The sequence below is a fragment of the Odoribacter sp. N54.MGS-14 genome (assembly GCF_000980295.1).
Classification (GTDB): domain Bacteria; phylum Bacteroidota; class Bacteroidia; order Bacteroidales; family Marinifilaceae; genus Odoribacter; species Odoribacter splanchnicus.
Genome location: NZ_LARL01000001.1, coordinates 58,242 through 83,356, shown reverse-complemented (window position 1 = coordinate 83,356; position 25,115 = coordinate 58,242). Strand labels below are relative to the sequence as shown.

General features: G+C 42.6%; 23 protein-coding genes. 10 read left to right on the top strand and 13 right to left on the bottom strand.

The window, feature by feature from the left end; all coding sequences use genetic code 11:
* The first annotated feature begins 17 nt into the window (after positions 1-17).
* Complete coding sequence (locus tag WS42_RS00380; RefSeq protein ID WP_013611081.1) at positions 18-1,850, top strand: LTA synthase family protein; 1,833 nt, start codon at positions 18-20, stop codon at positions 1,848-1,850.
* Position 1,851: 1 nt separating this feature from the next.
* On the opposite strand, the gene WS42_RS00375 is transcribed toward WS42_RS00380, so the two are convergent.
* The 4 genes from WS42_RS00375 to WS42_RS00360 form a co-directional block, all read right to left on the bottom strand.
* Positions 1,852-3,744: a SpoIIE family protein phosphatase gene (locus WS42_RS00375; protein ID WP_046450624.1), complete on the bottom strand. Its 1,893-nt coding sequence runs from the start codon at positions 3,742-3,744 to the stop codon at positions 1,852-1,854.
* 32 nt (positions 3,745-3,776) lie between these two features.
* The gene (locus WS42_RS00370) at positions 3,777-4,967 is read right to left on the bottom strand and encodes a metallophosphoesterase (RefSeq protein WP_013611078.1); all 1,191 of its coding nucleotides are present in this window, start codon (positions 4,965-4,967) and stop codon (positions 3,777-3,779) included.
* Between the two features lie 115 nt (positions 4,968-5,082).
* A complete protein-coding gene (locus WS42_RS00365; RefSeq protein WP_046450623.1) occupies positions 5,083-6,750 on the bottom strand; it encodes a formate--tetrahydrofolate ligase in 1,668 nt (555 codons plus the stop codon).
* 37 nt (positions 6,751-6,787) lie between these two features.
* Complete coding sequence (locus tag WS42_RS00360; RefSeq protein ID WP_046450622.1) at positions 6,788-7,675, bottom strand: coiled-coil domain-containing protein; 888 nt, start codon at positions 7,673-7,675, stop codon at positions 6,788-6,790.
* A gap of 172 nt (positions 7,676-7,847) precedes the next feature.
* Here WS42_RS00360 and WS42_RS00355 point away from each other — a divergent pair, with 172 nt between their 5' ends.
* Entirely contained in the window at positions 7,848-9,116 is a 1,269-nt protein-coding gene (locus WS42_RS00355; RefSeq protein ID WP_046450621.1) for a DUF2851 family protein, read from the top strand.
* Positions 9,117-9,128: 12 nt separating this feature from the next.
* On the opposite strand, the gene WS42_RS00350 is transcribed toward WS42_RS00355, so the two are convergent.
* On the bottom strand, positions 9,129-9,503 hold the full coding sequence (locus WS42_RS00350) for a hypothetical protein (RefSeq protein WP_087382659.1): 375 nt from the start codon (positions 9,501-9,503) through the stop codon (positions 9,129-9,131).
* A 12-nt stretch (positions 9,504-9,515) separates the two neighbouring features.
* A complete protein-coding gene (locus tag WS42_RS00345) occupies positions 9,516-10,166 on the bottom strand; it encodes a hypothetical protein (protein ID WP_013611073.1) in 651 nt (216 codons plus the stop codon).
* 133 nt (positions 10,167-10,299) lie between these two features.
* On the opposite strand from WS42_RS00345, the gene WS42_RS00340 reads away from it, so the two are divergent.
* Both WS42_RS00340 and WS42_RS15175 read left to right on the top strand, forming a co-directional pair.
* Entirely contained in the window at positions 10,300-11,475 is a 1,176-nt protein-coding gene (locus WS42_RS00340; RefSeq protein WP_046450633.1) for a carboxypeptidase-like regulatory domain-containing protein, read from the top strand.
* A 46-nt stretch (positions 11,476-11,521) separates the two neighbouring features.
* Complete coding sequence (locus WS42_RS15175) at positions 11,522-11,647, top strand: hypothetical protein (protein ID WP_286727970.1); 126 nt, start codon at positions 11,522-11,524, stop codon at positions 11,645-11,647.
* A gap of 184 nt (positions 11,648-11,831) precedes the next feature.
* Here WS42_RS15175 and WS42_RS00335 read toward each other — a convergent pair whose 3' ends face one another.
* From WS42_RS00335 to WS42_RS00320, 4 genes are all read right to left on the bottom strand, one after another.
* Positions 11,832-13,325, bottom strand: coding sequence for an OstA-like protein (locus tag WS42_RS00335; protein WP_046450620.1), 1,494 nt, complete (start codon positions 13,323-13,325; stop codon positions 11,832-11,834).
* A gap of 14 nt (positions 13,326-13,339) precedes the next feature.
* Positions 13,340-14,299 carry an AAA family ATPase gene (locus WS42_RS00330; RefSeq protein ID WP_046450632.1) on the bottom strand — a complete coding sequence of 320 codons (960 nt, stop codon included), beginning with the start codon at positions 14,297-14,299 and terminating at the stop codon, positions 13,340-13,342.
* A gap of 41 nt (positions 14,300-14,340) precedes the next feature.
* Complete coding sequence (locus WS42_RS00325; protein WP_046450619.1) at positions 14,341-15,678, bottom strand: peptidylprolyl isomerase; 1,338 nt, start codon at positions 15,676-15,678, stop codon at positions 14,341-14,343.
* 85 nt (positions 15,679-15,763) lie between these two features.
* Positions 15,764-16,600: a peptidylprolyl isomerase gene (locus WS42_RS00320; RefSeq protein ID WP_046450618.1), complete on the bottom strand. Its 837-nt coding sequence runs from the start codon at positions 16,598-16,600 to the stop codon at positions 15,764-15,766.
* 80 nt (positions 16,601-16,680) lie between these two features.
* Here WS42_RS00320 and WS42_RS00315 point away from each other — a divergent pair, with 80 nt between their 5' ends.
* Positions 16,681-18,582: a RecQ family ATP-dependent DNA helicase gene (locus WS42_RS00315; protein ID WP_046450617.1), complete on the top strand. Its 1,902-nt coding sequence runs from the start codon at positions 16,681-16,683 to the stop codon at positions 18,580-18,582.
* Here WS42_RS00315 and WS42_RS00310 read toward each other — a convergent pair whose 3' ends face one another.
* Genes WS42_RS00310 through queC form a run of 3 tightly spaced genes read right to left on the bottom strand, consistent with a single transcriptional unit; the run spans position 18,583 to position 20,596 of the window.
* Positions 18,583-19,386 (bottom strand): 7-carboxy-7-deazaguanine synthase QueE, encoded by an 804-nt coding sequence (locus tag WS42_RS00310; protein ID WP_046450616.1) that lies wholly within the window; start codon positions 19,384-19,386, stop codon positions 18,583-18,585.
* A gap of 2 nt (positions 19,387-19,388) precedes the next feature.
* The gene (locus tag WS42_RS00305) at positions 19,389-19,931 is read right to left on the bottom strand and encodes a 6-pyruvoyl trahydropterin synthase family protein (RefSeq protein ID WP_046450615.1); all 543 of its coding nucleotides are present in this window, start codon (positions 19,929-19,931) and stop codon (positions 19,389-19,391) included.
* Complete coding sequence (gene queC, locus WS42_RS00300) at positions 19,925-20,596, bottom strand: 7-cyano-7-deazaguanine synthase QueC (protein WP_022160914.1); 672 nt, start codon at positions 20,594-20,596, stop codon at positions 19,925-19,927. Before queC ends, WS42_RS00305 begins: the two co-directional genes overlap by 7 nt.
* A 92-nt stretch (positions 20,597-20,688) precedes the next feature.
* Here queC and WS42_RS00295 point away from each other — a divergent pair, with 92 nt between their 5' ends.
* Genes WS42_RS00295 through WS42_RS00275 form a run of 5 tightly spaced genes read left to right on the top strand, consistent with a single transcriptional unit; the run spans position 20,689 to position 25,115 of the window.
* A complete protein-coding gene (locus WS42_RS00295) occupies positions 20,689-20,979 on the top strand; it encodes a hypothetical protein (protein ID WP_140403402.1) in 291 nt (96 codons plus the stop codon).
* A 54-nt stretch (positions 20,980-21,033) separates the two neighbouring features.
* On the top strand, positions 21,034-22,014 hold the full coding sequence (gene bioB, locus WS42_RS00290) for a biotin synthase BioB (protein WP_013611062.1): 981 nt from the start codon (positions 21,034-21,036) through the stop codon (positions 22,012-22,014).
* Complete coding sequence (bioA, locus tag WS42_RS00285) at positions 22,011-23,288, top strand: adenosylmethionine--8-amino-7-oxononanoate transaminase (protein WP_022160913.1); 1,278 nt, start codon at positions 22,011-22,013, stop codon at positions 23,286-23,288. The genes bioB and bioA overlap by 4 nt, the downstream gene beginning before the upstream one ends.
* A 19-nt stretch (positions 23,289-23,307) precedes the next feature.
* Entirely contained in the window at positions 23,308-24,471 is a 1,164-nt protein-coding gene (locus WS42_RS00280) for an aminotransferase class I/II-fold pyridoxal phosphate-dependent enzyme (protein ID WP_022160912.1), read from the top strand.
* A complete protein-coding gene (locus WS42_RS00275) occupies positions 24,462-25,115 on the top strand; it encodes a DUF452 family protein (RefSeq protein ID WP_022160911.1) in 654 nt (217 codons plus the stop codon). Before WS42_RS00280 ends, WS42_RS00275 begins: the two co-directional genes overlap by 10 nt.

Here is a 25,115-nt window from a genome sequence, read left to right as displayed (position 1 = left end):
GTTTAAGAAATAACGAGATGATGAAAGCAAAATTGATTTTTTTACTGAAGTATTACTTGTTTTGGGTCGTTATATCCATTGTGGCAAAAATCATGTTTTTATTCTATCAATGGTCCGATACGACTCATTTGTCCGCTGCTGACTTTTGGCATATTTTAGCCGGAGGAATCCGTTTGGATTTATCTTTGAGCGGTTATATCCTGATGCTTTCTTCAGTAATCCTGATTTGTTCGGTCTTCGTCGGGGAAAAGATTATCCGGGCCGTATTTGCCGGTTTGACGCTGTCGTTACTTCTCTTTTTTTGGGGAGTTGTTGTGGTCGATCTGGAATTATTTAAGAACTGGGGATTCCACATCGATACGACTCCGCTGATGTATCTGAAAACCCCGAAAGAAGCGATGGCTTCTACGCCTTTGTGGCTGAACTTATGTCTTACCTTGCTTATGCTGGGATGTGTCGTTTTATCCTTTTGGGTATTCCGTCGTTATGTTTTGAAAGGGTTGCGATATAAAAGGGGAAATTATTGGGGGATTCCCGTATTTCTGCTGATCGGTGGTGCTATGATTTTACCGGTAAGAGGGGGAGTGAACCTGGCTCCGTTGAATAGTAGTGCTGTGTTTTATCATGCTGAGAATATGTATGCCAATCAGGCTGCTGTAAATGCGGTTTGGAATTTTATTTACGAGCTGATGCACATGAAAAATCTGGATAAAAAATATAATTATTTGCCGGAACAGGAGGTGGCACAAGTGGTAGATAGCCTGATGCATACAGGAACCGATTATCCTCGTTTGCTGAAAACAGAACGTCCGAATATCGTATTTTTACTTTTGGAGAGTTTTACGGCGAATGCAGTCGAAGTTTTAGGGGGGATTCCCGGAGTGACGCCGAATTTGAATCAGCTGGCCAAAGAGGGAGTACTGTTTACGAATATTTATGCTACGGGGTCGCGTTCCGACCGCGGAATGGTCGCTGCAATCAGTGCCGTTCCTTCACATCCTGCCGTTGCTATGATCAAGTATCCCAATAAAATCATGGAACGTCCGAGGTTTCCGAAAGATCTCGAAGAAGCCGGGTATTCGACCCGTTATTATTATGCCGGGGATATCGATTTCGGTAGTTTCCGTTCTTTAGTCACCATGAGCTTTCAGGGGATGGTGACCGAAGATGACTTTTCCGGTGAAGCTATGGCCAATCGTTTCAAATGGGGTGTACACGATCAATATATGTTCGAACGACTTTATGAGGATATTGCCAAGGCCCGGCAACCTTTCATGTACATGGCTTTTAATATGAGCAGCCACGAACCTTTCAATGTCCCCGGCGAAGTTGCGATACCCGGCGACGACACAGAGCATAAATTCCTCAATGCCATTCATTATAGCGATGCTTGCATCGGAGAATTTATCCGGAAATGTAAAGCTTCGGGGTTATGGGACAATACGCTTTTCATCCTGATGGCAGACCATGGGACACGTCATATCCGGCATGTGGATCCTTCTACTCCGGCAGCTTATCACATCCCCCTGATATTGTCAGGAGGGGCATTGAATGTGCAGGATACCGTGGTGACGACCATCGGGTCACAAACGGATATGGTGGCTACGGTTTTGGCCCAATTGGGTATGGATCATTCCGGATACAAGTTCAGCCGTAATTTATTGGCCGATCAGGTGATTCCTTTTGCTTTCTTTTCTTATCCCAATGGAGCCGGTGTAGTGACCGAAAAAGGGTCTACTTATTTCAGTTTACAGAGCCAGACTTTTGTCGAGAAAGACAGTGTAAAAGAAGATGGCCGCTTGCTGAAAGCCTATCTGCAAGCGATCAATGAGGATTTTAACCGCCAGTAGATCATTTGCTTCCCGGAATCCCTTTGTATTTGATCGCCAGTAAGGTGAGGTCGTCCGATTGATTGCCCTGACCGATGTGGCTATGGATATCTTCGAGAAGTGCCTGAATGATAAAAGCAGGTGTTTTCACTGTTTGTGCTTCCACACATCTGATCATTTTATCCTGACCGTAGAACTGTCCCGACTGATTTTCCGTATCGGTGATGCCATCGGTATAAAATAACAAGGTTGTATTTTTATTGAAAGTATAGATATGTTCTGAAAATTCATGTTCCTCGAGTACACCGATCGGAACATCGGGGTATTTATTCAGAAAACTGGTCTGTCCATTGTGATGTATGATCAATGGATAAGGATGACCGGCATTGGTAAATGTCATGATTCCGGTATTGATATCTATAATCCCGATAAAGATCGTGGTGTATATATCGTCGTCGGCATCGTCACACATATGTTTGTTGATCAGATTGCAGATTTGTGCTGTAGAAGTATTATTGCTGGCGATATAGCGGAATAGTTTACTGATGGAGGCCATGTATAAGGCGGCCGGAGTGCCTTTGCCCGCTACATCTCCGATGGCAAAGTAAAGTTGGTTGCCCAGCTGAAAATATTCGTAAAAGTCTCCGCCTACTTCACGGCATTGCCGTAAGTCTGCTGCCAATTCGATATTAGGAGGAAGAAGGATAGGGCGGGGAAGAAAACGTTGTTGAATACGGCGGGCCAGACGCATCTCAGAATTGTACTGTTCTTTCTCGGCCGTAGTGATTTTCAGCCGTTCTATATAGTTCACCAGGTTTTGTTGCAGATAATGAAAAGAATCGTATAAGTCATAAATTTCTTTACAAGATTTCGGGGTAGGAAGTACGATATCGAACTGTCCTTCCGCAACACGACGGGTGGAATAAGCCAACTCGAGTAAAGGAGAGGATAAACGCTTGACAATGTTAACGATACCGATAAACAGGCAGAGTAATCCCAACCCCATAGAAAGGAATAACATGAAATAAAGTTTACCGGATGAATATAAGATCTCGTTATAGGGACAGATGATACCTATTTGCCAATCCATAGGAGAAAAAGGGGTGTAATAGAGGTAGTGTTTTTGTTTGTCCAATTCCACGGTGGTCGCACAGGTTTCCCCTCTCGATATACTCCGGTGGATAAAGCTGGCTTTGGGACCTGTGAGGTGGCTGATCAGATTTTGTTTCCCACTCGGCGATGGAGCCGGATGAGCAATGTAATTTCCTTCCCGATCGACGACAAATAAATTTCCGGATCTGAACAACTTATAGCTGCCGATCAGAGCATTCAGATTCTTCAAGGGAAAGTCTACTTTCAAAATACCACAGGGCTGATGCTGGCTGTTGTGGATCAGATGGCATAAAGCGATGGTCTTGCAGTGGTTTACTTCGGAATAAATCCAATATCCGTTATTGGGTGCCGACTTGATGATTTTAGCTGAGTCCGGATGACAATAGTTGCAAGAAGGATCGGGTTGAGTGAAATGGATTTTCTCATCTGCAGTACGGTAAGCATTGATATGAATGAAATCGGCTACTTCCGGATTTTTCAGATCGTAATGGACCGAACTTCCGATGAGTGTCTTATAACTTCTCAGAATTCGGATGGGTAAATCAGGGATATTTTTATAATTCAGTTCTCCCTGCATATCGGTTACATTTTGCGGAATACTTTCGATTCTTGCAATTTCACGTTCGAAGATGATCAAGGCATTATTGGCGATCGCTTTTGCCTGGCTGTAAGCATTGTTGTTGATAAATTGTTCCAGTGAATTGACCAGAGCCAGAGAGATTAAGAAAAATACGACGAATAAAACAAGGATTAAGTAAATAATCAATTGTTTTGAAAAACTGATGTTCTGACTTATTTTCATAGATGATAAAGAGGCACTTAGGGAGAAGTTAGCTAGCGGTTTGGGTGCAGGATGAATTCGGTGATCACAGGTCTCAAACCGATTCTACCGGGAAACCCAAGATAACCTTGTCCGCGACTGACATATAAATATTGATTTTGATGCCGGTATAATCCGTCGTATTCCGGATAAATATATTGTGCCGGACTCCATTCGTTTTTTCCGATCTTGATTCCGAATTGCATAGCATGGGTATGACCGGAAAGGGTCAGGGCTATCCGGGGTACTTGTAATACTTCACCTCTCCAGTGTGACGGGTCATGGGATAAAAGGATGATGCAAGCTTGCCCGGGGAGAGAATCTATAGCGACATCCAATTTCCCGTAACGGGGAAAAGGGGGATTACCCCAATTCTCGACCCCCACAAGCCAAAGCGTGTCCCTGCCTTCGACGATGGGAATACGGTCATTGTTCAACATATGAAATCCCATCGACTTCATATTTTCAAAAAATTGGTTCAGGTTGTTCCGTTTGTCCGTTTCAGTGGGCCAACGGGTATAATCGCCGTAATCATGATTCCCGGTAATGGCATATTTACCGTAAGAAGCTTTCATTTCTTGAAATAGAGTGATCCAGGGAGACATTTCTGCTGCGAAATTATTGACCATATCTCCTGTAAATACAATGATGTCCGGTTGTAAACGATTGACTTCCCCGACTAATTTCCGCATACCGGGGTAACTTTCTCCAAAACTTCCCAAGTGGATATCCGAAAGTTGTACAATCTTGAAATGATCGAATTCGGCCGGCAAATTTTCCAAAGTCAGATTTACGGTTTCAATTTTATAATTATAACGCCCTAGAGTAAGACTATATAGTAGAATCAGGAAAAGTGCTCCTGCCAGGATACCCGAAAATAAACGGATCAGTTTGGATATTCTCTGACAACATCTCCGTAATAACAGACCGATTCCGTTGAAAACGGTATAAATGAGTTTCGGTGTATAGAATAAAAATAACAGACCGATCAGTTTTTCTATCCAAAAATAACTGTCGGGACCTTTTAAGCGGGATACGCTGTACTGAAAAAGAATTAAGGTACAGATGAAAAAGAGAGTATGTAATCCATATAATAGAATTTGCCATTTTTTATTCAAATATTGTTTCAATTGAATCCAGAATATAGTATCTGTCAATAAAATAAAAATGAGGCCTGCTATAAATATTAAATTACTACTCCGCATATAATTTTTAAATTATAATATCATAAATATGATATAATGTTTAATAGATAAGACATACATTTATGTCAGGAATGATTATACGCATTCCTGACAAAATAGTAAACCTTAGAAGTTTTTAAAATAAACCGGTGATATGACCTTGTTCGTCGATATCGATATTCTCGGCAGCCGGTTTCTCGGGAAGTCCCGGCATTCGCATGATTTCCCCTGTAATCGGTATGACAAAACCTGCTCCGGCGGCAATTTCTATTTGGCGGACGGTAACGACAAAATCTTTCGGCCGACCTAGTAATTTAGGATTATCGGACAGTGATTTTTGTGTTTTGGCTATACAAACCGGGAGTTTATCCAATCCCAGAGCGATGATTTTTTTCAAATCGCTTTTGGCTTGTGCTGTATAATCGATAGCTGCAGCTCCATAGATTTCTTTGGCGATGGTTTCTATTTTCTTTTCGATATTCCAGCTCCATTCGTAGAGCGGTTTTAGTTTGCATACGCATTGTTCGGCTACTTTGGCTGCCAGGATTGCCAGTTTCTCAGCTCCTTCACCTCCCTTGGCCCAAACTTCCGCTACTTCCATGGGCACGCCCAGTTCTTTGCATTTGTCTGCAACAATTTGTATCTCAGCATCTGTATCGGTGACAAATTTGTTCAAAGCAACGATGGGGCAAATATTGAATTTCTTCATATTTTCAACATGCTTTTCCAAATTTTCGATTCCTTTTCTCAATGCTGCCGTATTCTCTTCTTTCAGATTTTCAACTTTCACGCCTCCATGGTATTTCAGCGCCCGGATTGTGGCGACCAGAACGACGGCGCTCGGATTCAGACCGGCTTTGACACACTTGATATCGAAGAATTTTTCTGCACCCAGGTCAAAACCGAAACCAGCCTCCGTGACGACAAAATCTGAAAGCGAAAGTCCCATCTTCGTTGCCAGTACGGAATTCGTTCCCTGAGCAATATTGGCAAACGGACCTCCATGAATGATGGCGGGATTCCCTTCGATGGTTTGCACCAGATTGGGTTTGATCGCGTCTTTCAATAAAGCGGCCATCGCTCCATGAGCTTTCAGGTCACGGGCATATAAAGGATGTTTATCATAGGTATAACCGATGAAAATATTTCCCAACCGTTCTTTCAGATCCATGAAACTTTCCGATAGGCAAAGGATCGCCATAATCTCTGATGCTGCCGTAATATCGAAACCGGTCTCCCGGGGAATACCGGATGATGTACCTCCCAAACCGACGATAATGTGCCGCAGAGAACGATCGTTCATATCCATTACCCGTTTCCAGGTCACAGTCCGGGGATCTAACCCCAGGGAAGAAGTTTTACTTTGGATGTTATTATCGATCAGGGCTGCCAACAAGTTATGGGCTTTCTCGATGGCATTGAAGTCACCTGTAAAATGGAGGTTGATATCTTCCATCGGTAACACCTGTGAGTAACCGCCTCCTGTTGCACCACCTTTGATACCGAATACAGGTCCTAGAGAAGGTTCACGCAAAACAACCGTTGTCTTTTTACCGATCCGGTTCAGCCCTTCGGTCAATCCGATCGATATGGTCGTTTTCCCCTCGCCGGCCGGAGTCGGGGAGATGGCCGATACCAAAATCAGATGCTTGCCTTGCATCCGGGCGGGCTGAATCAGGTCGAGGGGGAGTTTGGCTTTATATTTACCATATAGTTCTATCACTTCCGGATCTATGCCTAATTTTTTGGCAATTTCCGTGATCGGTTTCAGTTTTACGGTACTTGCAATCTCTATGTCTGTCATGTTTTTAATTGTTTGTTGGTTATTGGTTGGTTTTATATTAGTTGAGCGTAAATTCTGTACTCCCTATCAGTTCGTTGTCGCTGAATAATTCTGCAATGTATTTTCCTTTGATCAGACTTCCGTCGTTAGGCCAGTATATCGCCATTTCGAGCCGGTCACCTTCATAATTGATTTCCCGTTTGGCGGAGTAGGTCAGAGAAACATTCTGATATTTAAAGAATGATTTTTCGCTAAAGGCGATCACTTTGTCATCCGGACGTTTCAGACGCAGATAAATCACCCGGTCGCCCCGTTTAGCCGTTACATTTTTCGTGATCACAAATTCCGCTTTCAGGTTGTAACATTTTTTCCAGTTCGTTTCCTTATCTTTTTTATTTACGGGATATACGACGAAGTTTTCTGTCCGGAGGGCACTGGCCTGGGCAATCACTTCTTTCATGTCCTTTTGCTGATTTTCAAGTTTCTGATTCCGTTCCCTGACCCAATTCATTTGTTTGCGTACTTCCGTATTTTCTTTTGCCAGTTTTTGATTCAGCTGATTGAGAGAATCTATCTGTACCACATAACTCCTCAATACATTTTTTAATGTACCGATTTCTTTTTTATAACGATTGATTTCTGCATAAGAGTTATCGCGGAATTTCTTCATCTGATCCATTAAGGTAAGGATCTTTTCCTGTTCTAATTGCAGTTTTTCATTCAGGGTATCGTTACTGGTTTTCAGATCATCGTAATTATGGCTCAGATCGGTAAGCTCCTGTTCCAATAATTGCTTTTCCTCATGAATGGCGGCGATATGTTTTTTATTTTCGGATCTTTCAACTAAAAAGAAAATGAATAATAAAATAAGAACTACCGACAAACAACCGATAACGATCATTAACATTTTGTCTTTCTTGTCCTTGATGATAGAATTTTCTTCCATAATTTAATACATTATTGTTTTTATTCGTTTTTATCTTCTGACTTCCGCAAAGGTAGGAAAAATAAAAGTAAAAGGAGAAATGTTAAAACTAAAAGCATGACGATAAGGGGAGCATAAATTTGGATTTTACAATTTTTTAACGTATTATTGTATAGTCCTAAATCATCAGCATATGCGAGAAGAATTTTTACAATATCTCTGGGCGAATGCTTTGTTCAGAAGTAATGAGTTTGTAACGATTTCCGGTCATGCTGTGGAGGTATTGAAAGTCGGGCTGTTGAACCGGAATGCAGGGCCGGATTTTTTCAATGCCAGAATCCGGTTGGATGGAGTAGAGTGGGGCGGTAATGTCGAGGTACATTTGCGTAATAGCGATTGGAACAGGCATGGTCATCAAGTGGACGCAGCTTACGACAACGTGATTCTATCTGTTGTCCTGGAGGCCGATGTCCGTATTTATAACAGCAAGGGACGCGAAATCGATACGATAGTTCTGAATTATGCCAATCGATTGTATGAGGAGTATCTGTATATGCTGGGCGGACAACTGAAACCCGGTTGCCGGCGGAAAATAGAAAAAATCGACAAGAGTAGTTTTTATCTGATGTTGCCGGCTCTGGCTATCGAGCGGTTGATGAGAAAATGCCGGGAAATCGAGGGAATACTTGAATTGACCCGGAATGATTGGGAAGAATGCCTCTTTCGCCTGATCTGTAAGTATTGGACCGGTAATGTCAATGCAGAGCCCTTTTATCAATTGTCGCTTCGCTTGCCTTATCGGATATTACTCAGGTATGCGGATAAGCAAACCGTTTTAGAGGCTTTATTGTTGGGATGTGCCGGGCTGTTGGAAGATGGTGCCGAGGATGAATATGTGGTTGTATTGAAAAAGGAATTCCGGTATTACCGGAATAAACACGATTTACAATCCATGCTTCCCGGACAATGGAGGTTTATGCGGATCCGGCCGGATGTTTTTCCGACTGTCCGTTTAGCTTTGCTGGCTTCGTTGGTCCGTGATTACAGGACTTTGGCCTCCCGTATTTTAGATGCGGCTTCATTGAAGGAACTGATGGGGCTATTCGAAGTAAATGTTTCTGCTTACTGGAACCGGCATTATCGTCCGGGTATTATCGCTCCCGAACGACCTAAAAAATTGGGAGAACAGGTGCGGAAAACACTGGTTATTAATGCAGTGATCCCTTTTGTTTTTTGGTATGGAAAACAAAGAGAGGAAAGAAAATATACCGAAAAAGCGCTGAGATGGCTGGAAGAATGTTCTCCTGAAAACAATTATATCGTAAGGGCTTGGCAAGAACTGGGATTTCGATTCGATTCAGCCTTACAAACACAGGCCATTATAGAACTAACCCGGGAATATTGCGAGTACCATCGTTGTCTGCAATGTAAATTAGGGCGGGAAATTTTAAAGATATGCTGATCTGAAATCCTGTCAGGGGATTAACTCGATCGCTTCCTGACGCAGGATTAAAGGAAGATTGATTTCTCTTTTTTCCAGGCTGATCAGCCATTCTTCTACTTCTTCCGGACGAAGGGTGTAAAGAATATCCCTGAATACTTCGATCTGTTCGTCGGTATAGGCCTCCGGAGCAATTTGCCGGTAAACATCCAGTTCTTCATCATCGAAGTAATCTATTTGGGGACTGGCTTTTTTCAATCCTTTTTCACATATCGCATGAGCTCCGCAGCAATCTGCCGGAGGAGCGACAATGGTCTCCGGGTCTTCACTATGGCGGTGTTTATGAATAAAAGTAAACAGGGCGACTAAAATCAGCAGCCCTGTTAATCCCGATAGAATATAGATCATTGTGTAGATCTGTTATTTTAATAGTTCTTTTTTTAATAAGTTCACCTGATTGGTCAGTTTTTTGATTTCTGCGTCGGCGTCGGCTTTTGTTTTTCTGATCCAATTCAGTTTTTTTGTCATTTCCTCGTTGTCTGCTTTCAGCTTTTCAACTTCTCCGTTTTGAGCTTGCAGGTTATTGGTAGCACTTTCCAGCTGTGCTTTGATTTTCTGATTCTCAAATTCCAGATTGGTTTGTACTTCGGTCAGCTGACGACGCAACTGATCCCGTTCATTGCTCACTTTTTGCAGACTGCTTTCCAATGACGATATTTGCTCGCTGGTAGATTGAGTAGTAGTTTTGATCTGATCGGCAACATTACTCAATTCGGATTTCAACTCCACTTGTTTACTTTCCAAAGAGCGTAATTTGGTATATAGTTGGTCGATCGTTTTATCTTTTACAGCATTATTTTCAGTCAGTTTGTACCGGATGGTATTGAAATCGTCCTTTGCTAGTTGCAATTGATCTTCCAACTGTTTTTTATCGCGCTTCAGATCGAGCAGATTCCGATCGACTTCTCTTTTTGCTCTGGCTAATTCTTCGAATTTCTTCTTAGAAACGCAAGACACGGATAAAGATGAAATAATCATAAATCCACTCAGGTATAAAATCGTTTTTCTCATATGAAGTGACTCTAATTATTTATTGACACATTTTGGTTTTAAGCATTATAATTGCTTACTTTGGGGCAAATATATAAAATAAAATAGAAACGTAACGTAAAATAAGCTTGAATTACTAAATGTACTGATGATTATGGCCAGGAAATTTCTTTTATTATTGCTATTGATATGTGGAGGCTTGTGTATGGGGCAGGCTCAGGAAGATGGAAAAATTGTATTGAAGGGAGTGGTACAGGATGCCCGGACTAACGAACCTATACCTTTTGTCAACATCGGTTTGTTGGGAACGGTAGCAGGGGTCGCTTCGGATGTAGACGGACGATTCGAATTGGTCATTCCGGATCGGTATGCAACCCATGTCCTGCGTCTCTCGGCTATCGGTTATACTTCAAAGGATATCAAAGTATATGAAATACAAAATAAACCCGACCTCAAAATCCTGTTGCAGCCGAAAACTTATGGGATCGGGGAGGTAGATGTATACGGACAATTGCTGATTTATAAGAAAATGCTGCAAAATGTCGTTTCCAACATTAACAAGAATTATATTTCTAAACCTTATAATTACGAAGGTTACTTTAAATATAGCCGGCAGGTCGACGGACAGGAAAAAGTGAAAGAGGCGACGGTAACGATCTATGATGCTCAGGGATACCATCGGGAAGATGTTGCCTCGGCTTTTAAAGAATTGAATTATAAATTCAATCAGGTCCGTAGAAATTCCGAAGTGACTTCGGTGTGGGACGGCCTGACCTATTTCGATGATATTCTGACAGCAGATATCGTTAGGAATACCCGTAATGTATTGGATATCGTCAATTCCCGTGATTATAAACTGAAAAGTAAAGGTAAGCTGGTCTATGAGGGTGATTCGGTTCAGGTGATCAGCTATCAGGCTACTCATCCTTCTATTTCAACAACCGGTGATCCGGCGGTGCAGACCTATAGCGGAGAGATTTATATCAATCTGAAAGATCTGGCGGTCTTAAAGAATGTCGTCAACCTGACTTCCCGCGATTTTAATGGATTAGGCCGGAATCTGGTTACGATCAATGAAAAACCGAAAAGTGATGTGAAAATGACAATCACCACAACCTATAAGAAATTGAAATCGGTTTACTTTCTAAGTGGTGTCCAGGTGGAATATTCCTATAAAGAAGAGGGGAAAGAGGTAAAAGGGACGATGGAGTATATCACTACCCGTGTAAACAGAACTTCTCCTACAGTTATTGAAGGCCGGATTTATTACGAAGATATCGAGGCTAACGAAGAATTTTGGAATCGCTATTCGGTCTATTTTGAAGAATAAGATGGGGAGAAAATAAAACGAGCCTGATTGATTCAGGTCCATAAATTTGGAGAGATGGAGTATTAAAGTTCATGTTACTTTTACTTGTTCGTCTCCGGTATTCGTGCTCGGGGATCCGGTCACTTCTGTCGGTCGTCTGGCTTTTTCTGAACGACCGACCGGTGGTGTCTGACGGAAACGTAACGTAAAGTTTTTTACGCTGCGAGGAGTTCCGCCGGTCAGTGAAAGAAAAACTTACCGGACCGGTCTGACGGCACAAAACCCGGAATCGGAATAGAAATAGAAAGAAAAAATAAAACCTACGTTAAAACCAGACTGATCTTTTTAATCGGAATTTTTTATTCAGATCCACAACTTTATTTGTTAAAGATATCTTCTTTGCTGCGGGGTTGTTTGTCTTGATGCCATTCAAAATCTTTGAGAAAGCGATCTTTCGGATCGACAATGATCAGCGGATTCAAAGTTCCTTCAGGTTTGGTAATAAAAACAATCCGGTTTACCCTTTTTTCTTTTAAATGAATTTTAATAGCGGAACTGATGGTCTTATTCAAACCGATAATTACTCCTTTGTCATCCGGGTAGTATACCGATTCGCCGTTCCCATCGACCTCCACCAGATAAAGTTCATTGTGCCGGATATAACCGGTCATATTCCGTCCTTTGATTTGATTGAACTTGGCCGTATCCAGCTGGTTGACGATAAATGCTTTGTTATTTAAATGGAACAGGTCGACTTCATTGTTCTTGAGGTGCATATCGATCGTTGTTCCCGTTAGCTGATTACCACTGGCCCAGACAATAGGAGTACCGAAAAGATATACGGTAGAATCCGCTACCGGGAAAATCATTGAATCGCATATTCCTTGCAGATCGGGATTGAAAAATTTCGTGTTGTAATAGGCCTTCAGGACGTTGTTACCTAACGAATCTTTACTACTTGAAAGGGTATCTCCATGGACAAAGAGGGAATCGGTTTTACCGACCAGAATCAATTGAGCACGCTCGGTTACATAAGCATAATCGTTGTTTTTCGTGACCTCGCCATAGTTTCCCTCTACAATCACATTATTTACTGTATCGTACAAATGGATGTTTTGATGCATGATAGCCTTACCGGACAGGCTGTCTACAATTAAAGTATCGGCCCTTCCTAAATATTCGTTGTAGGTAAGGTGATTGTTTTTATATAATTCGGCATGTGAAGTCAGTGAGTTATACCAGCCGTTCTCCGAATAGAGGGTTCGGTTGTCGCCATAGATATTGGTCGGTCCCAATATCGTAATGACTTTTGTTTCCGTTTGATATTTCAAAGTATCCGAATACATCGTATATTCGGGAGTGTATACCTTGACACTATCCTTAAAGAACATTTCATTAATCGGGAGGTAATAGTAGCCGATGTCGCTGATCAGGGTGTTGATACTGTCTTTTATCGTCCCTTTATTGAAGTAATAACCGACCCGGTTGGCCGCATCGTAATCCAGAAAATCGGTGGTCAGGGTAATTTTCGGGTCTTTCATGATCACGTTATCCCTGACTTTGGCAAATTCCGTATTGCCATTGTATAGCATAAAATCTCCCCACAGATTCAAAGTATCGTTCTGAATCACGTGGACATTACCGAAAGCTTCCACATAATTACTATCTCGATGGTTGTATAATTTATCGCAAAACATCAGCATATTTTTATGCTTCAGCCTGACATTTCCAAGTAAGCTATCGATATTACTCTTCATATTCACGGCATAAGTGTCGGCATGAAGAATATCGATAACATCTTTTTGCTGGGCAAATGAGGAACATATTGTGCCGGCAAAACATATAGACAATAGGAGGATTTTCAAGTACATTTTATATCGACCGTTTATTTTATAAATTCCCGGATCAGATCTTCGACCCGGATATGTTCAGCCTCTGCTTTATAGTTTTTAAAGATCCGATGCCGCAAAATAGCTTCTGCTACATATTTTACGTCTTCTATATCCGGAGCATATTTCCCTTGTAAAGCTGCATGTGTTTTAGCTCCTGAAATTAAAAATTGAGAAGCTCGCGGCCCGGCGCCCCAGTTGAGGTATTGCTCTGCCAGCGGATGTGCCTCAGAACGTCCGGGACGAGTCCGGGCAACTAGTTTTACGGCATATTCTGTGATATGTTTCGATACCGGCATCAGGCGGATTGCAGATTGGAAATTCAGAATTTCTTCCCCTGTAACGATACGGTTCAATTTTTCCGTTTTCTGTCCGGTAGTGCTTTCTACGATAGCGATTTCTTCTTCCAGAGTCGGATAATCGAGTATCAAACTGAACATGAACCGGTCTAATTGAGCTTCCGGCAGCGGATAGGTTCCTTCCTGTTCTATCGGGTTTTGAGTAGCCAGAACAAAAAAAGGCTGTTCCAATTTCCGGGTTGTACCGGCCGCAGTGATTTCTTGCTCTTGCATCGCCTCCAGTAAAGCACTTTGTGTCTTGGGAGGAGTACGGTTGATTTCGTCAGCCAGGATAATATTGGCAAATAGGGGCCCCTCGATAAATCTGAATTCCTTCTGATTGTTTAAGATTTCAGTACCGATAATATCGGAAGGCATCAAATCCGGCGTAAACTGTATCCGCTTATATTTTAAGTCTAAGGTTTCGGATATAGCGGTTACCATCAAGGTCTTGGCCAAACCGGGGACACCGATGAGCAGGCAATGTCCGTTACTGAAAATAGCTACCAGTATTTTATCGATGATTTCTTCCTGACCGACAATTTTGCGGGCGATCTCTTTTTTTAGTGTTTCATATTTAATCTTCAACTGATCGATCCTTTTTACCAAATCTTCCATGATCATTTGCTTTTAGCACGACTTTCAATCCCTGTTTCTGTTTATTTAATCCATCCGTCGTACCGGAATTTGGTATCTTTAAAACTTTCATCGATATGAATATAGGTATCCACTTGTTTTTCTTTGATCCATTTTTCCAATTTCTCCATTTGTTTTTCCCGTTTCAGCATCAATTCGAAATTTTGCCAGTCATCATCCAAATTCGCTTTATGACGGGGATAAAATTCTTTAATCTTCACGATCTTGTATTCTTCTTGGCCGTTGGTATGACTGATGAACGGCTGAGAGATTTCGCCGGGTTTCATTTTATTTACTTCCCGTGCCATATCACCGGGAATATCGGGACGGGCAATGCGGGCTTCCGAAGTTTGGGGATCGGCGAACAACCCACCGTTATTCCGGGTTTTCTTATCGGTAGAGAAATAATAGGCAGCTTCTTCGAAAGTCATTTTCCCATCGGTGATGTATTGACGGATGGTATCCAGACGATTTAAAGCTTCCTGTTTTTCCGTATCGGAAACCTTCGGTTGAAGGATAATGTGACGAACATTGATTTTTTCCCCCTGACGGTCGATCAGCTGAATAATATGGAAACCGTATTCCGATTCTATGATTTTAGAAATTTTTCCGGGTTTTAAGCTGAAAGCTGCTTCTGCAAAAGCCGGGTCCAATTCTTTCTTGGATTTATAACCCAGTTCTCCGCCACGGGGAGCAGAAGCATCTTCTGAATACAATACGGCTAAAGTATTGAACGTCTTTTCCCCTTTCAGGATCTGATCCCGGAAAGAGCGCAATTGTTCCCGTATCCGTTCTTTCTCGGCTTCACTGACATCCGGTTTTAAAACGATCTGTTGTAATTCGTAACGGTCGGGCATATCCGGAAGGCTGTCTTTGGGGATCTTTTTGAAATAACTTCTTACTTCCGAAGGAGTAATACGTATTTTTTCAACAATCTTTTGCTGCATTTGCTCCGTAATCAATTGCTCCTTAATCGGATTTCTCATGTCGTCTTTGATTTCCTGGATGGATTTACCGAAATATTTCTCCAGACGTTCCTGAGAACCGATATTACTGATAAAAAATTCGATCTGACTGGAAACGGCATTTTCAACTTCTTCGTCCGATACGATGATACTATCTATTTGAGCTTGGGCCATAAGTAGTTTCTGTACCAATTGTTGTTCCAGAATTTCTGCTTTATAATCAGGTGACGAGGAGATGATCCCCTGGCCCTGTTGTTGTAAAAAGGCATTTTCAATATCGGATTGCAGAATTATTTCATCTCCTACAATAGCAACTATTTTATCTATAACATTTTTTTGTGCAAAAATAAAGCTGAAAGAGAAAGATAAAACAAGTAATAATAAAACCTTTTTCATGTGTATCAATTTGTTATTATATAGTCAAAATTTGAGACCTCTAAACTACTATTTTTATTCAAAACAGCGAAGAACAGTAGAAAGTTTAGTAAATTTTTACATACTTTTTACGAACTCCTTCTTCATTGATCTGTTTTTCCAGGTCGTTTTCGAATTGAAGTTTCTTCTTATTTTTCAGAATAAGGGTAATTTCATCTCTGACATAATCTAAGGGAGCTAACGTTTGTTCATGACGCATCTCATTGATTTTTAGAAAATAGTAGTTGTCGTCATCTTTTTTTTCGATATTTTTAACTACCAGAATTTCTTTTTCTAATGTGTTGAAATCTCCGGGAATCAGATTTAATATATATTTCACTTCAATCCATTTGTTGTTGAATTTATCGTATTTTTTAGCATGGGTCAGGCAATAATCTTCCAGACTTTCCTGATCGTTTGCTTTATCCGATTTGAACCATTTCTTCACTTCTTTTAAATTAGGTGCATTTTTAGGAAGAATAAAGAATACCGCTTTAATGATCGGAGTGGGCAGAATAAAGTTTTTTTCGTTTTTATTATAATAGGTTTCGATGTCTTCTTCGCTGATCTCGTCCATAAGGCGTTGGGCGATCAGTTTTTGTTTGTATTGGTAAATCAACAAAGAAGTACGGTAATCTTCAACTTGTTTTTGTATATTCATTTCTTCGTTGGATAGGTTCTCGATCGCTTTATGTAAAAGTAATTTTTGCGTCACCCAATTGCGGATATAGTTCTGAGCCATGAGCAGACTATCTTCACTGGAGGTACCGTTCGGAATAAAATCGATGATCTCGGAGCGGGATAAGGTACTCTCGAACACTTGTGCCACAGGCGGCTCCTGCGTTCTTTGGGGCTCACAGGAACAAATGATCAGGACCAGCATAAACAATAGGGTGAATCTCATTTTTAGCTTCTTGTTTTAAGACACGGGCGAAAGTAGTAAATAATTTTCAATTTTCCCTATCTTTGTCCGAAAGAAGAGAGATGCATAACAGGATTCGCGAAATATTGAAACAATACTGGGGGTACGATGAATTCCGTAGTCTGCAGGAGGAGATTATTCTCTCGGTATTGGAGGGGAAGGATACGCTGGCTTTGATGCCGACCGGTGGAGGAAAGTCGATTACCTACCAGGTACCTGCTTTGGTGTTGGAGGGGATATGCCTGGTGGTGACGCCCTTGATCGCTTTAATGAAAGATCAGGTCGAAGAATTGCAGAAGCGGGGAATTGTGGCGGAGGCGATTTATACCGGTATGGGGAAAGAACAGGTAGAATCGACCCTGAATAAAGCGATTGCCGGAAAAATCAAATTCCTGTATGTTTCTCCCGAACGATTAGCTTCGGAACGGTTTCGCGCACGTCTGAAACAAATGCATTTGTCCATGCTGGCAGTCGACGAAGCCCATTGTATTTCGCAATGGGGTTATGATTTCCGGCCTTCATATCTGCGGATCGCTGAAATCCGGGAGAATTTCCGGCAGATTCCGGTATTGGCATTGACAGCTACCGCTACTCCCCGGGTAGCCGAAGATATCCAGCAACAGTTAAAATTTGAGGTCCCCCATGTTTTATCGAAAAGTTTCCGAAGGGATAATATCGCTTATGTAGTCCGGAAAGCGAACGATAAGTTGGGAGAATTATTGCATATTTTATCCAGTCTGAAAGCCAGCGCAATCGTGTATGTACGCAAAAGAGCGGGAGCGGAAGAGTTGGCCCGTTTTTTGAAAGCGAAGGGAATAGAAGCTGATTTTTATCATGCCGGACTGACTTCTTTTCAAAGAGAACAAAAACAGGAGGCGTGGAAAAAAGGTGAAGTCCCGGTGATTGTCGCAACGAATGCTTTCGGTATGGGAATCGACAAACCGGATGTTCGGATTGTCGTTCATTTCGATATTCCGGATAGTCCCGAGGCCTATTTCCAGGAAGCCGGGAGAGCAGGACGGGACGGTAAGAAGGCTTATGCGGTATTGTTATACAACGAAGCTGCTTTGACAGCCCTGAAAAAAAGAGTCATCCAGGGATTTCCCGATAAAAATTACATCCGTCAGGTGTATCGCCTGTTGGGGGATTTTTTCGGATTGGAGGAAGGGTTAGGGCATGGACTGGCTTTTGAGTTCGATCCTGAACATTTTGTGAAGACTTATAAGCTGGAGCTGACCACTACTTTGTCGGCGATAAAAGTATTGCAGGTAGCCGGTTATTTGGAATGTACCACCGAAGTACATGCCCGTTCGCGTATCAGTTTCCTGGTTTTGAGAGATCAATTGTATAAAATAGAGTTGGGGGACCTTTTATTGGAACGATTGGTGGAATATATACTTCGGAATTATCCGGGGATTTTTGTGCAATATGCTTATATCGATGAAGAAATACTGGCCGGGAAATTAGGGGTGAAAAGACAACAGGTCTATGAAAGTCTGTTGTTATTAGCCCGTCGCAGGATCATCGGTTATATTCCCGGTAACGACCGGCCTTATATCGTTTATCACCAGCCCCGGGTTCCGGCTCATTACCTGCATATCGGTCCCGAGGCCTATGAGGACAGGAAACAAGCTTATGCTGTAAAAGTCGGGCATATGGCCGGATACATCGAATTAACCGATTCCTGTCGTCAATTGTATTTGATGGCTTATTTCGGACAACGGGAAAAAGAGGCTTGCGGCATTTGTGACCTTTGTCTCGAACAGAAGAAACGACCGGGAAATACCAACCGGAAAACCGAGGAGAAGATCCTTGAGCTGCTGAAACAAAAAGATTATGAGATCAGGGAACTGATCTATGAATCGGCGGATTCCCGACAGCAAGCGACGGCTTGTATCCGCAAACTTTTGGATGCAGGTGAAATTTATTATAAAACTCCGACATTACTGGCTTTACGTCATTAATCATACTCCTGCTTTGTCCCCGAATAACGAGATATGTAATCTGTCACAATATCGCCAATTATTCCGAATACAATGCTCTAAAGTCTTTCGCATATTTCTTCGCATGATTTCCGGCGCTCCTCCTAAAGGCATTAACAGGATGTCGTCATTTTTCCAGGCTTGAAGAACAGATAAAAGTTGCTGGATTTCGTCTATATCTTCATCACAAGCATATACGAATTTCAATTGGAAATCTTTCTGGTATTGCCGGGCAGAGGATATATATTGCTGTATGCATTCCGGATTCAACCGTTGAATGGAAAGCGGACTCGCTCCGGTATAGGAACTGCTTAGCTTGGGAGATAAACTGAATAAATCGATATATCGGACCAATTCGGGATCGAATAAGGTGGCATTGGTTTCTAAAGTCAAATGGAATCGATTGTCGGACTTTAACTTTTGACATAAGGCTTTTAATTCCTTTACCTGAAGTAAAGGTTCACCACCGGTAAGGACGATATGCCGGATGGGACCGGCATTTTGCAAGAGGGTTGTATAAATGGCTTCCACAGATACTTGCCGGGTATCTTTTAATTGATATGCAGCATAAGCAGAATCACAAGGTGACGACAGACCGTCGGAGGTCTGCCAGTGACATTGCAGATTACATCCGGCCAATCTGACAAATAGAGAAGGGATACCGCACAATTTTCCTTCGCCCTGAACGGTACCTGCAAACTGAAAGCCGGATGCCGGCAAATCCGGGAGCAAATGTCCGTCTTTATCTTTAACGATCGGAAAGATTCCGTCTTTGGCTAATCGCATATTTACACCTCTAACAGTTTATCCCACCAGTCGGTAGATTTCCACTCTGCAACGATCCCTTCGGAGAAATGGATGTCTTTCAGTCGGAATCTGGCCAGTTTTAAATCTTCCTGAAAAGCTTCGGCATAACCTGTAGCCGTTTCATGTACCCGGACAGCATGAAGCTGAATATTTCCTTCCCCGTTGACACGTTCCGTATGCCGGAGGATTTTGTCGATGACATAGGTAAACAGTAAGGCATAACCTTCGGCAGAAGGAGAGACCGGGATTTCTGCAACTCTCCGGTTATAACGGTATACGAATGTTTTTAAATCGGGCGGTTCCTTTTGCCACAGGGAGTAAGAGTGATCGAAACTTTCGATAAATTCTTTCACTTTATCCAAACGGCAGAAATCCATAACCATATAACCGTCGTCGAGTTTGTCCGAGGTGATAAAAACTTCGACGATATAGGAATGGCCGTGGATATTTTCCCGGCACCGTTGAGAGGAACAATTACGGACAATATGCGCCCCTTCGAATTTGAATTGTTTTCTAATCAGCATACTAAAGGATCTATTTCGTTTGCTTCGGCAAAAGCCTTGGCTCTCAATAAACAACTGTCACAAACGCCACACGGATGTTCACCTCCCCGGTAACAGGTCCAGGTCAGTCCGAAATCGACCCCCAGACTGACGCCTAATTTGACCTCTTCGGCTTTGGTCAGATGCATGAAAGGAGCGTGGATGGTAATTCTCTGTTTCTTTTCGGCTCCCAATACGGTTCCCAGGTTGATCGCGTTTTCCATCGCTTTTATAAATTCTTCCCGGCAATCGACATAACCGGAATAGTCGACTTCACTTACTCCGATAAAGATGTCCGTGATATCTAATGCATCGGCCCACGAAGCGGCTACCGACAGAAATACCATATTCCGGGCAGGTACGTAAGTGGAAGGAATATCCTGGCGTTCGATATGGCCGTCTTCTACCTCCATTTCCGGATCGGTAAGTGCGCATCCGCTCCATTGGTTCAAAAGTAAATTAACTATTTTATGTTCTTTTACGCCGGCTGCTTTTGCAATGGCTATAGCACTTTTTAATTCTTTGTCGTGTTTCTGACCGTATTCGAAAGTGATGGCATAAATCTCATCGAATCCCTGGCTTTTGGCCAGATAAAGAGCTGTTGAAGAATCCAGCCCGCCGGATAATAAAACAATGGCCTTTTTCATAACTATTTATTCTTATTTTCGGGTGCGAAGTTACAATTATTACCCATAAATTGGGTGTGGTATCCCGAATTTTGATTACCTTGCGGCCGAATATGAAAATAAATACCTGTATACCGGAAGCCGTACTTTACTTTTCCCAGTGGAGCGGGAAAGGATATGCTGTTTTTGCTGCTTTGGGCCGGCAAGTACAGATTGCAGGATTAGCTTTGCATATTTGTTTGTGTGCTATGCTCAAATCTGCCCGGAAAGGCTTAATTGTAAGTGGGGTTTTAGCTTGGGAAGAAAATGAGGGAGAAATAGCGGAACAATTGAAACGGGAAATGGAAGGGGTCTGTTTACATGAGGGAGAAGTATGCCCCGGTCTGAAAGTGATGTTAAAGTAAATAAGGAAAGGGTGTGCTGTAAGCATGCCCTTTTTATTTTGAATAAAGAGAAGTATGATTACACAATTAAAAGAAAAAGTGTTGAACGGTGGACAGATCACCCGCGAAGAGGCGATTTTATTGAGTAATGCGGTGGATAAGCAAGCTTTATACCGGGCCGCAGGCGAAATCAGAGATAAACGGGTGGGCCGTCGGTTCGATACTTGCTCGATTATAAATGCCCGTTCCGGAAGATGTTCGGAGAATTGTAAATGGTGTGCCCAATCGGCTTTGTTTAAAACGAATATAGAAGAGTACGAACTGGTAGATGAGAAGACTTGTCTCGATTTAGCCCGTTCGAATGCCGATTATGGAGTGGATAAATTTTCGTTTGTGACCAGCGGTAGGGCCTTGTCCGATAAAAATATAGACCGGATCTGTACTTTTGCCGTTAAAATCAAATCCCAGTCGGACCTTCAATTGTGTGCTTCCATGGGATTACTGAAAAAGGCGCAGTTACAAAAATTGATGGATGCCGGTATTACACGTTATCATTGTAATCTGGAATCTTCGGCCGATTACTTCGGTACCTTATGTACCTCGCATACCCCTGCCGATAAAATAGAGACTATCCGTGCAGCTCAGGAAATCGGTATGGAAGTGTGCTCCGGAGGAATTATCGGAATGGGAGAGAGCATGGAGGATCGGATCGATCTGGCCTTGATGTTAAGGGAATTGGGAATAAAATCTATTCCGATAAATATTCTGAATCCGATCCCCGGTACTCCTCTCGAAGGTACAGCTCGGTTGGAAGATGAAGAGATCCTGACTACCATTGCGCTCTTTCGTTTTATTCAGCCCGATGCCTACCTGCGTTTTGCCGGAGGGAGAATGCTGATATCCCATTTAGAGACAGAGGCGATCCAGGCCGGGATAAATGCTGCGATAGTAGGTGATTTATTGACCACTTTGGGATCGAAAGTAAAAGAAGATATGGAAAAGGTGAAGGCGCTGGGTTTCGAAACAGAAGGAAAATCTAAAAATCTAAAAATATGAATACAGCAGAATTACTTCAATACGACAGGGAGCACATCTGGCATCCCTATACTTCGACGATAGATCCGCTGCCGGTATATCCTGTAAAGAGGGCGGAAGGGGTATATATCGAACTCGAAGACGGACGCAGATTGATCGACGGTATGTCTTCCTGGTGGTGTGAAGTACACGGTTATAATCATCCGGTATTGAATGCCGCCCTTGAAAAACAAATGAAAGAAATGTCCCATGTGATGTTCGGGGGATTTACCCATCGGCCTGCCGTTGAACTGGCAGAACGGCTTCTTTCTATTGCTCCCGGGGGATTGGATAAAATTTTCTTTTGTGATTCGGGATCGGTATCTGTAGAGGTGGCTATGAAGATGGCTTTACAATACTGGTATGCAGCTGAACGCACAGAAAAAAGACATTTTCTGACTATCACCAAAGGATATCACGGCGATACCTGGAATGCCATGTCTGTATGTGATCCGGTAACGGGTATGCACGGTATTTTTCATGGTACCCTCCCTATACAGTATTTTATTCATCGTCCGGAATGTCGTTTCGGAGCTCCTTGCCGGGAGGAAGATATCCGGGAACTGAAAGACTGCCTGGAAGAACATCATGCCGGTATAGCTGCTGTTATTCTTGAACCTATTGTTCAGGGAGCAGGTGGAATGTGGTTTTATTCAGCAGATTACCTGAAACAGGTCAGGGAATTGTGTGATCGGTACGAAGTGTTGTTGATCTGTGATGAAATAGCAACAGGATTCGGACGTACCGGGAAGTTATGGGCGGTTGAACATGCGGGGATTTCTCCGGATATTATGTGTATCGGAAAAGCGATTACCGGAGGTTACATGAGCTTTGCCGCAACGATGGCTACCGAACGGGTAGCGACTCGGATCTGCTCCCGGGATCCTTTTGTATTTATGCACGGGCCCACCTTTATGGGAAATCCCCTGGCTTGTGCTGTCGCCAATGCTTCGGTCGGATTGATTCAGGAGTATGATCTGGAAAAGACGGTAGGGGCTATCGAACGCCAATTGAAACAGGAATTGCAGCCTGCTGCATTATTTCCGAATGTGGCGGATGTCCGGGTATTGGGGGCCATCGGGGTAATCGAAATGAAAGAACCGGTGAATATGGCTGTCCTTCAAGCCAAGTTCGTTGAAGAAGGTATATGGGTGAGACCGTTCGGTAAACTGGTATACATTATGCCGCCATTCATCATCCGGCCCGAAGAACTGAGCCGTTTGACTCAAGGTTTATTGAAAGTGATCGCTCAATAATCGGTTAAAAGCATACAAAATGAATAAAGAGCGTTATTATCACAAATTAGAAACCATAAAAGAATCCGGTAATTACCGGATCCTGAGGGAAATCGAACACAACGGTTTTCTGATCCATGACGATGGACGTGAGATGCTGAATCTGTCTTCGAACGATTATCTGGGCTTATCGTCTAATCCACGCCTGATTGAAGAATTCCGTGAAGAGACAGATGTTATGGCTTTACCATACAGTGCCGTATCTTCCAGATTATTATCCGGGAATCATCCTTATTACAAGATGCTCGAGGACGATTTAGCCGATCTTTACGATAAAGAGGCAGCCTTGGTATTCAATTCGGGTTATCATGCCAATATCGGAATTTTGCCTGCTTTAACCAATAAGCGGGATCTGATCGTTGCAGATAAATTAGTGCATGCTAGTATTATCGACGGATTGCGGTTGAGTGAAGCTCAGATGATCAGATACAAACATTTGGATTACGAACATTTGCGAAGTATACTGACCCATCACCGGGAGGAATATGACAATGTATTCATCGTTACGGAGTCTATTTTTAGTATGGATGGAGATACGGCGGATTTACAACAATTGTGTGAAATAAAGAAGGAATTCGACGCCTTTTTGTATGTAGACGAGGCACATGCCGTAGGAGTAAGAGGAACGAATGGGTTAGGTTGTTGTGAAGAGCAAGCTTGTATGGAAGATATCGATTTTATCGTCGGTACTTTTGGAAAAGCTTTTGCTTCGATGGGAGCTTTTGTCGTGTGTGAACAAGTATTTCGCGATTATTTGATCAATACGCAAAGAAGCCTGATTTTTACAACGGCTTTGCCTCCTGTAAATGTGGCGTGGACGCGGTTTATTCTCAACCGGATGCCCGATTTTTACGATCTTCGGATCAAATTGGCCGAAATTGCTTCGAAGTTACGGCAGGTATTGGTCGAAAAAGGATTCGAAACCCGGGGTGACTCTCATATCGTACCTATGGTATGTGGTTCTAATGAGAGTAGTGTCGAAATGTCGGAATTACTTCGGGATAACGGATTTTTTGTTTTGCCGGTGCGGTATCCGACCGTACCCAAAAATGAAGCCCGTATCCGTTTCTCCCTGAATGCTTCTATTCCAATTGAAGACTATGGCTGTTTATTTGAATTTTTAGAGTGTCTGGTATGCGAATAGAGTGGTTGAACAAAAAAGGTTCCGGTCGGGTGATCGTTTTCTTCCATGGTTGGGGAATGGATGCTGCCGGTGTATCTCATCTGCAAATGGAAGATGACGTCCTGATGTGTTATGATTACCGTTCGTTAGATTTTGATTTTCCGGATTTGGGGCATTACCGCTGCATTTATGTGGTCGCCTGGTCGATGGGAGTATGGGCCGCAGATCGGGTAATCTCCAGGCTTGAAATGAAACCGGAGCGATGTGTCGCATTGAATGGAACTACACGTCCGGTCGACGATGAATATGGAATTCCGGTCAAAATTTATGAGCTTACAGAAAAAGGGATGAATGAGAGAGGACGGGAAAAGTTCTTTCTGAGGATGCTCGATGGGGCTGACGAATGCCGGAAATTCAGCGGACAAAAACCGAATCGTGGAATCGAAGAAGTATGCGAAGAGTTGTGTCGTATACGGGAGTTATGCTCTGGTGTAAAAGGAAACCTGAATTGGGATAAAAGTTACATTTCGGAAAAAGACTCGGTATTTCCTGCACAGAATCAATTGAACTGGTGTAGGAAAGAAGGGATTCCTGCCGTTTCTTTACCCGGCGGACATTATCCGTTTTATCGGTTTCGGAGTTGGAGAGAAATTTTGGGAAAATAG

What these genes read in the sequence shown, in the direction of transcription:
- WS42_RS00380 (WP_013611081.1), top strand. Translation starts at nt 18, where the DNA reads ATGATGAAAGCAAAATTGATTTTTTTACTGAAGTATTACTTGTTTTGG.
- WS42_RS00375 (WP_046450624.1), bottom strand. Translation starts at nt 3,744, where the DNA reads ATGAAAATAAGTCAGAACATCAGTTTTTCAAAACAATTGATTATTTAC.
- WS42_RS00370 (WP_013611078.1), bottom strand. Translation starts at nt 4,967, where the DNA reads ATGCGGAGTAGTAATTTAATATTTATAGCAGGCCTCATTTTTATTTTA.
- WS42_RS00365 (WP_046450623.1), bottom strand. Translation starts at nt 6,750, where the DNA reads ATGACAGACATAGAGATTGCAAGTACCGTAAAACTGAAACCGATCACG.
- WS42_RS00360 (WP_046450622.1), bottom strand. Translation starts at nt 7,675, where the DNA reads ATGGAAGAAAATTCTATCATCAAGGACAAGAAAGACAAAATGTTAATG.
- WS42_RS00355 (WP_046450621.1), top strand. Translation starts at nt 7,848, where the DNA reads ATGCGAGAAGAATTTTTACAATATCTCTGGGCGAATGCTTTGTTCAGA.
- WS42_RS00350 (WP_087382659.1), bottom strand. Translation starts at nt 9,503, where the DNA reads ATGATCTATATTCTATCGGGATTAACAGGGCTGCTGATTTTAGTCGCC.
- WS42_RS00345 (WP_013611073.1), bottom strand. Translation starts at nt 10,166, where the DNA reads ATGAGAAAAACGATTTTATACCTGAGTGGATTTATGATTATTTCATCT.
- WS42_RS00340 (WP_046450633.1), top strand. Translation starts at nt 10,300, where the DNA reads ATGGCCAGGAAATTTCTTTTATTATTGCTATTGATATGTGGAGGCTTG.
- WS42_RS00335 (WP_046450620.1), bottom strand. Translation starts at nt 13,325, where the DNA reads ATGTACTTGAAAATCCTCCTATTGTCTATATGTTTTGCCGGCACAATA.
- WS42_RS00330 (WP_046450632.1), bottom strand. Translation starts at nt 14,299, where the DNA reads ATGGAAGATTTGGTAAAAAGGATCGATCAGTTGAAGATTAAATATGAA.
- WS42_RS00325 (WP_046450619.1), bottom strand. Translation starts at nt 15,678, where the DNA reads ATGAAAAAGGTTTTATTATTACTTGTTTTATCTTTCTCTTTCAGCTTT.
- WS42_RS00320 (WP_046450618.1), bottom strand. Translation starts at nt 16,600, where the DNA reads ATGAGATTCACCCTATTGTTTATGCTGGTCCTGATCATTTGTTCCTGT.
- WS42_RS00315 (WP_046450617.1), top strand. Translation starts at nt 16,681, where the DNA reads ATGCATAACAGGATTCGCGAAATATTGAAACAATACTGGGGGTACGAT.
- WS42_RS00310 (WP_046450616.1), bottom strand. Translation starts at nt 19,386, where the DNA reads ATGCGATTAGCCAAAGACGGAATCTTTCCGATCGTTAAAGATAAAGAC.
- WS42_RS00305 (WP_046450615.1), bottom strand. Translation starts at nt 19,931, where the DNA reads ATGCTGATTAGAAAACAATTCAAATTCGAAGGGGCGCATATTGTCCGT.
- queC (WP_022160914.1), bottom strand. Translation starts at nt 20,596, where the DNA reads ATGAAAAAGGCCATTGTTTTATTATCCGGCGGGCTGGATTCTTCAACA.
- WS42_RS00295 (WP_140403402.1), top strand. Translation starts at nt 20,689, where the DNA reads ATGAAAATAAATACCTGTATACCGGAAGCCGTACTTTACTTTTCCCAG.
- bioB (WP_013611062.1), top strand. Translation starts at nt 21,034, where the DNA reads ATGATTACACAATTAAAAGAAAAAGTGTTGAACGGTGGACAGATCACC.
- bioA (WP_022160913.1), top strand. Translation starts at nt 22,011, where the DNA reads ATGAATACAGCAGAATTACTTCAATACGACAGGGAGCACATCTGGCAT.
- WS42_RS00280 (WP_022160912.1), top strand. Translation starts at nt 23,308, where the DNA reads ATGAATAAAGAGCGTTATTATCACAAATTAGAAACCATAAAAGAATCC.
- WS42_RS00275 (WP_022160911.1), top strand. Translation starts at nt 24,462, where the DNA reads ATGCGAATAGAGTGGTTGAACAAAAAAGGTTCCGGTCGGGTGATCGTT.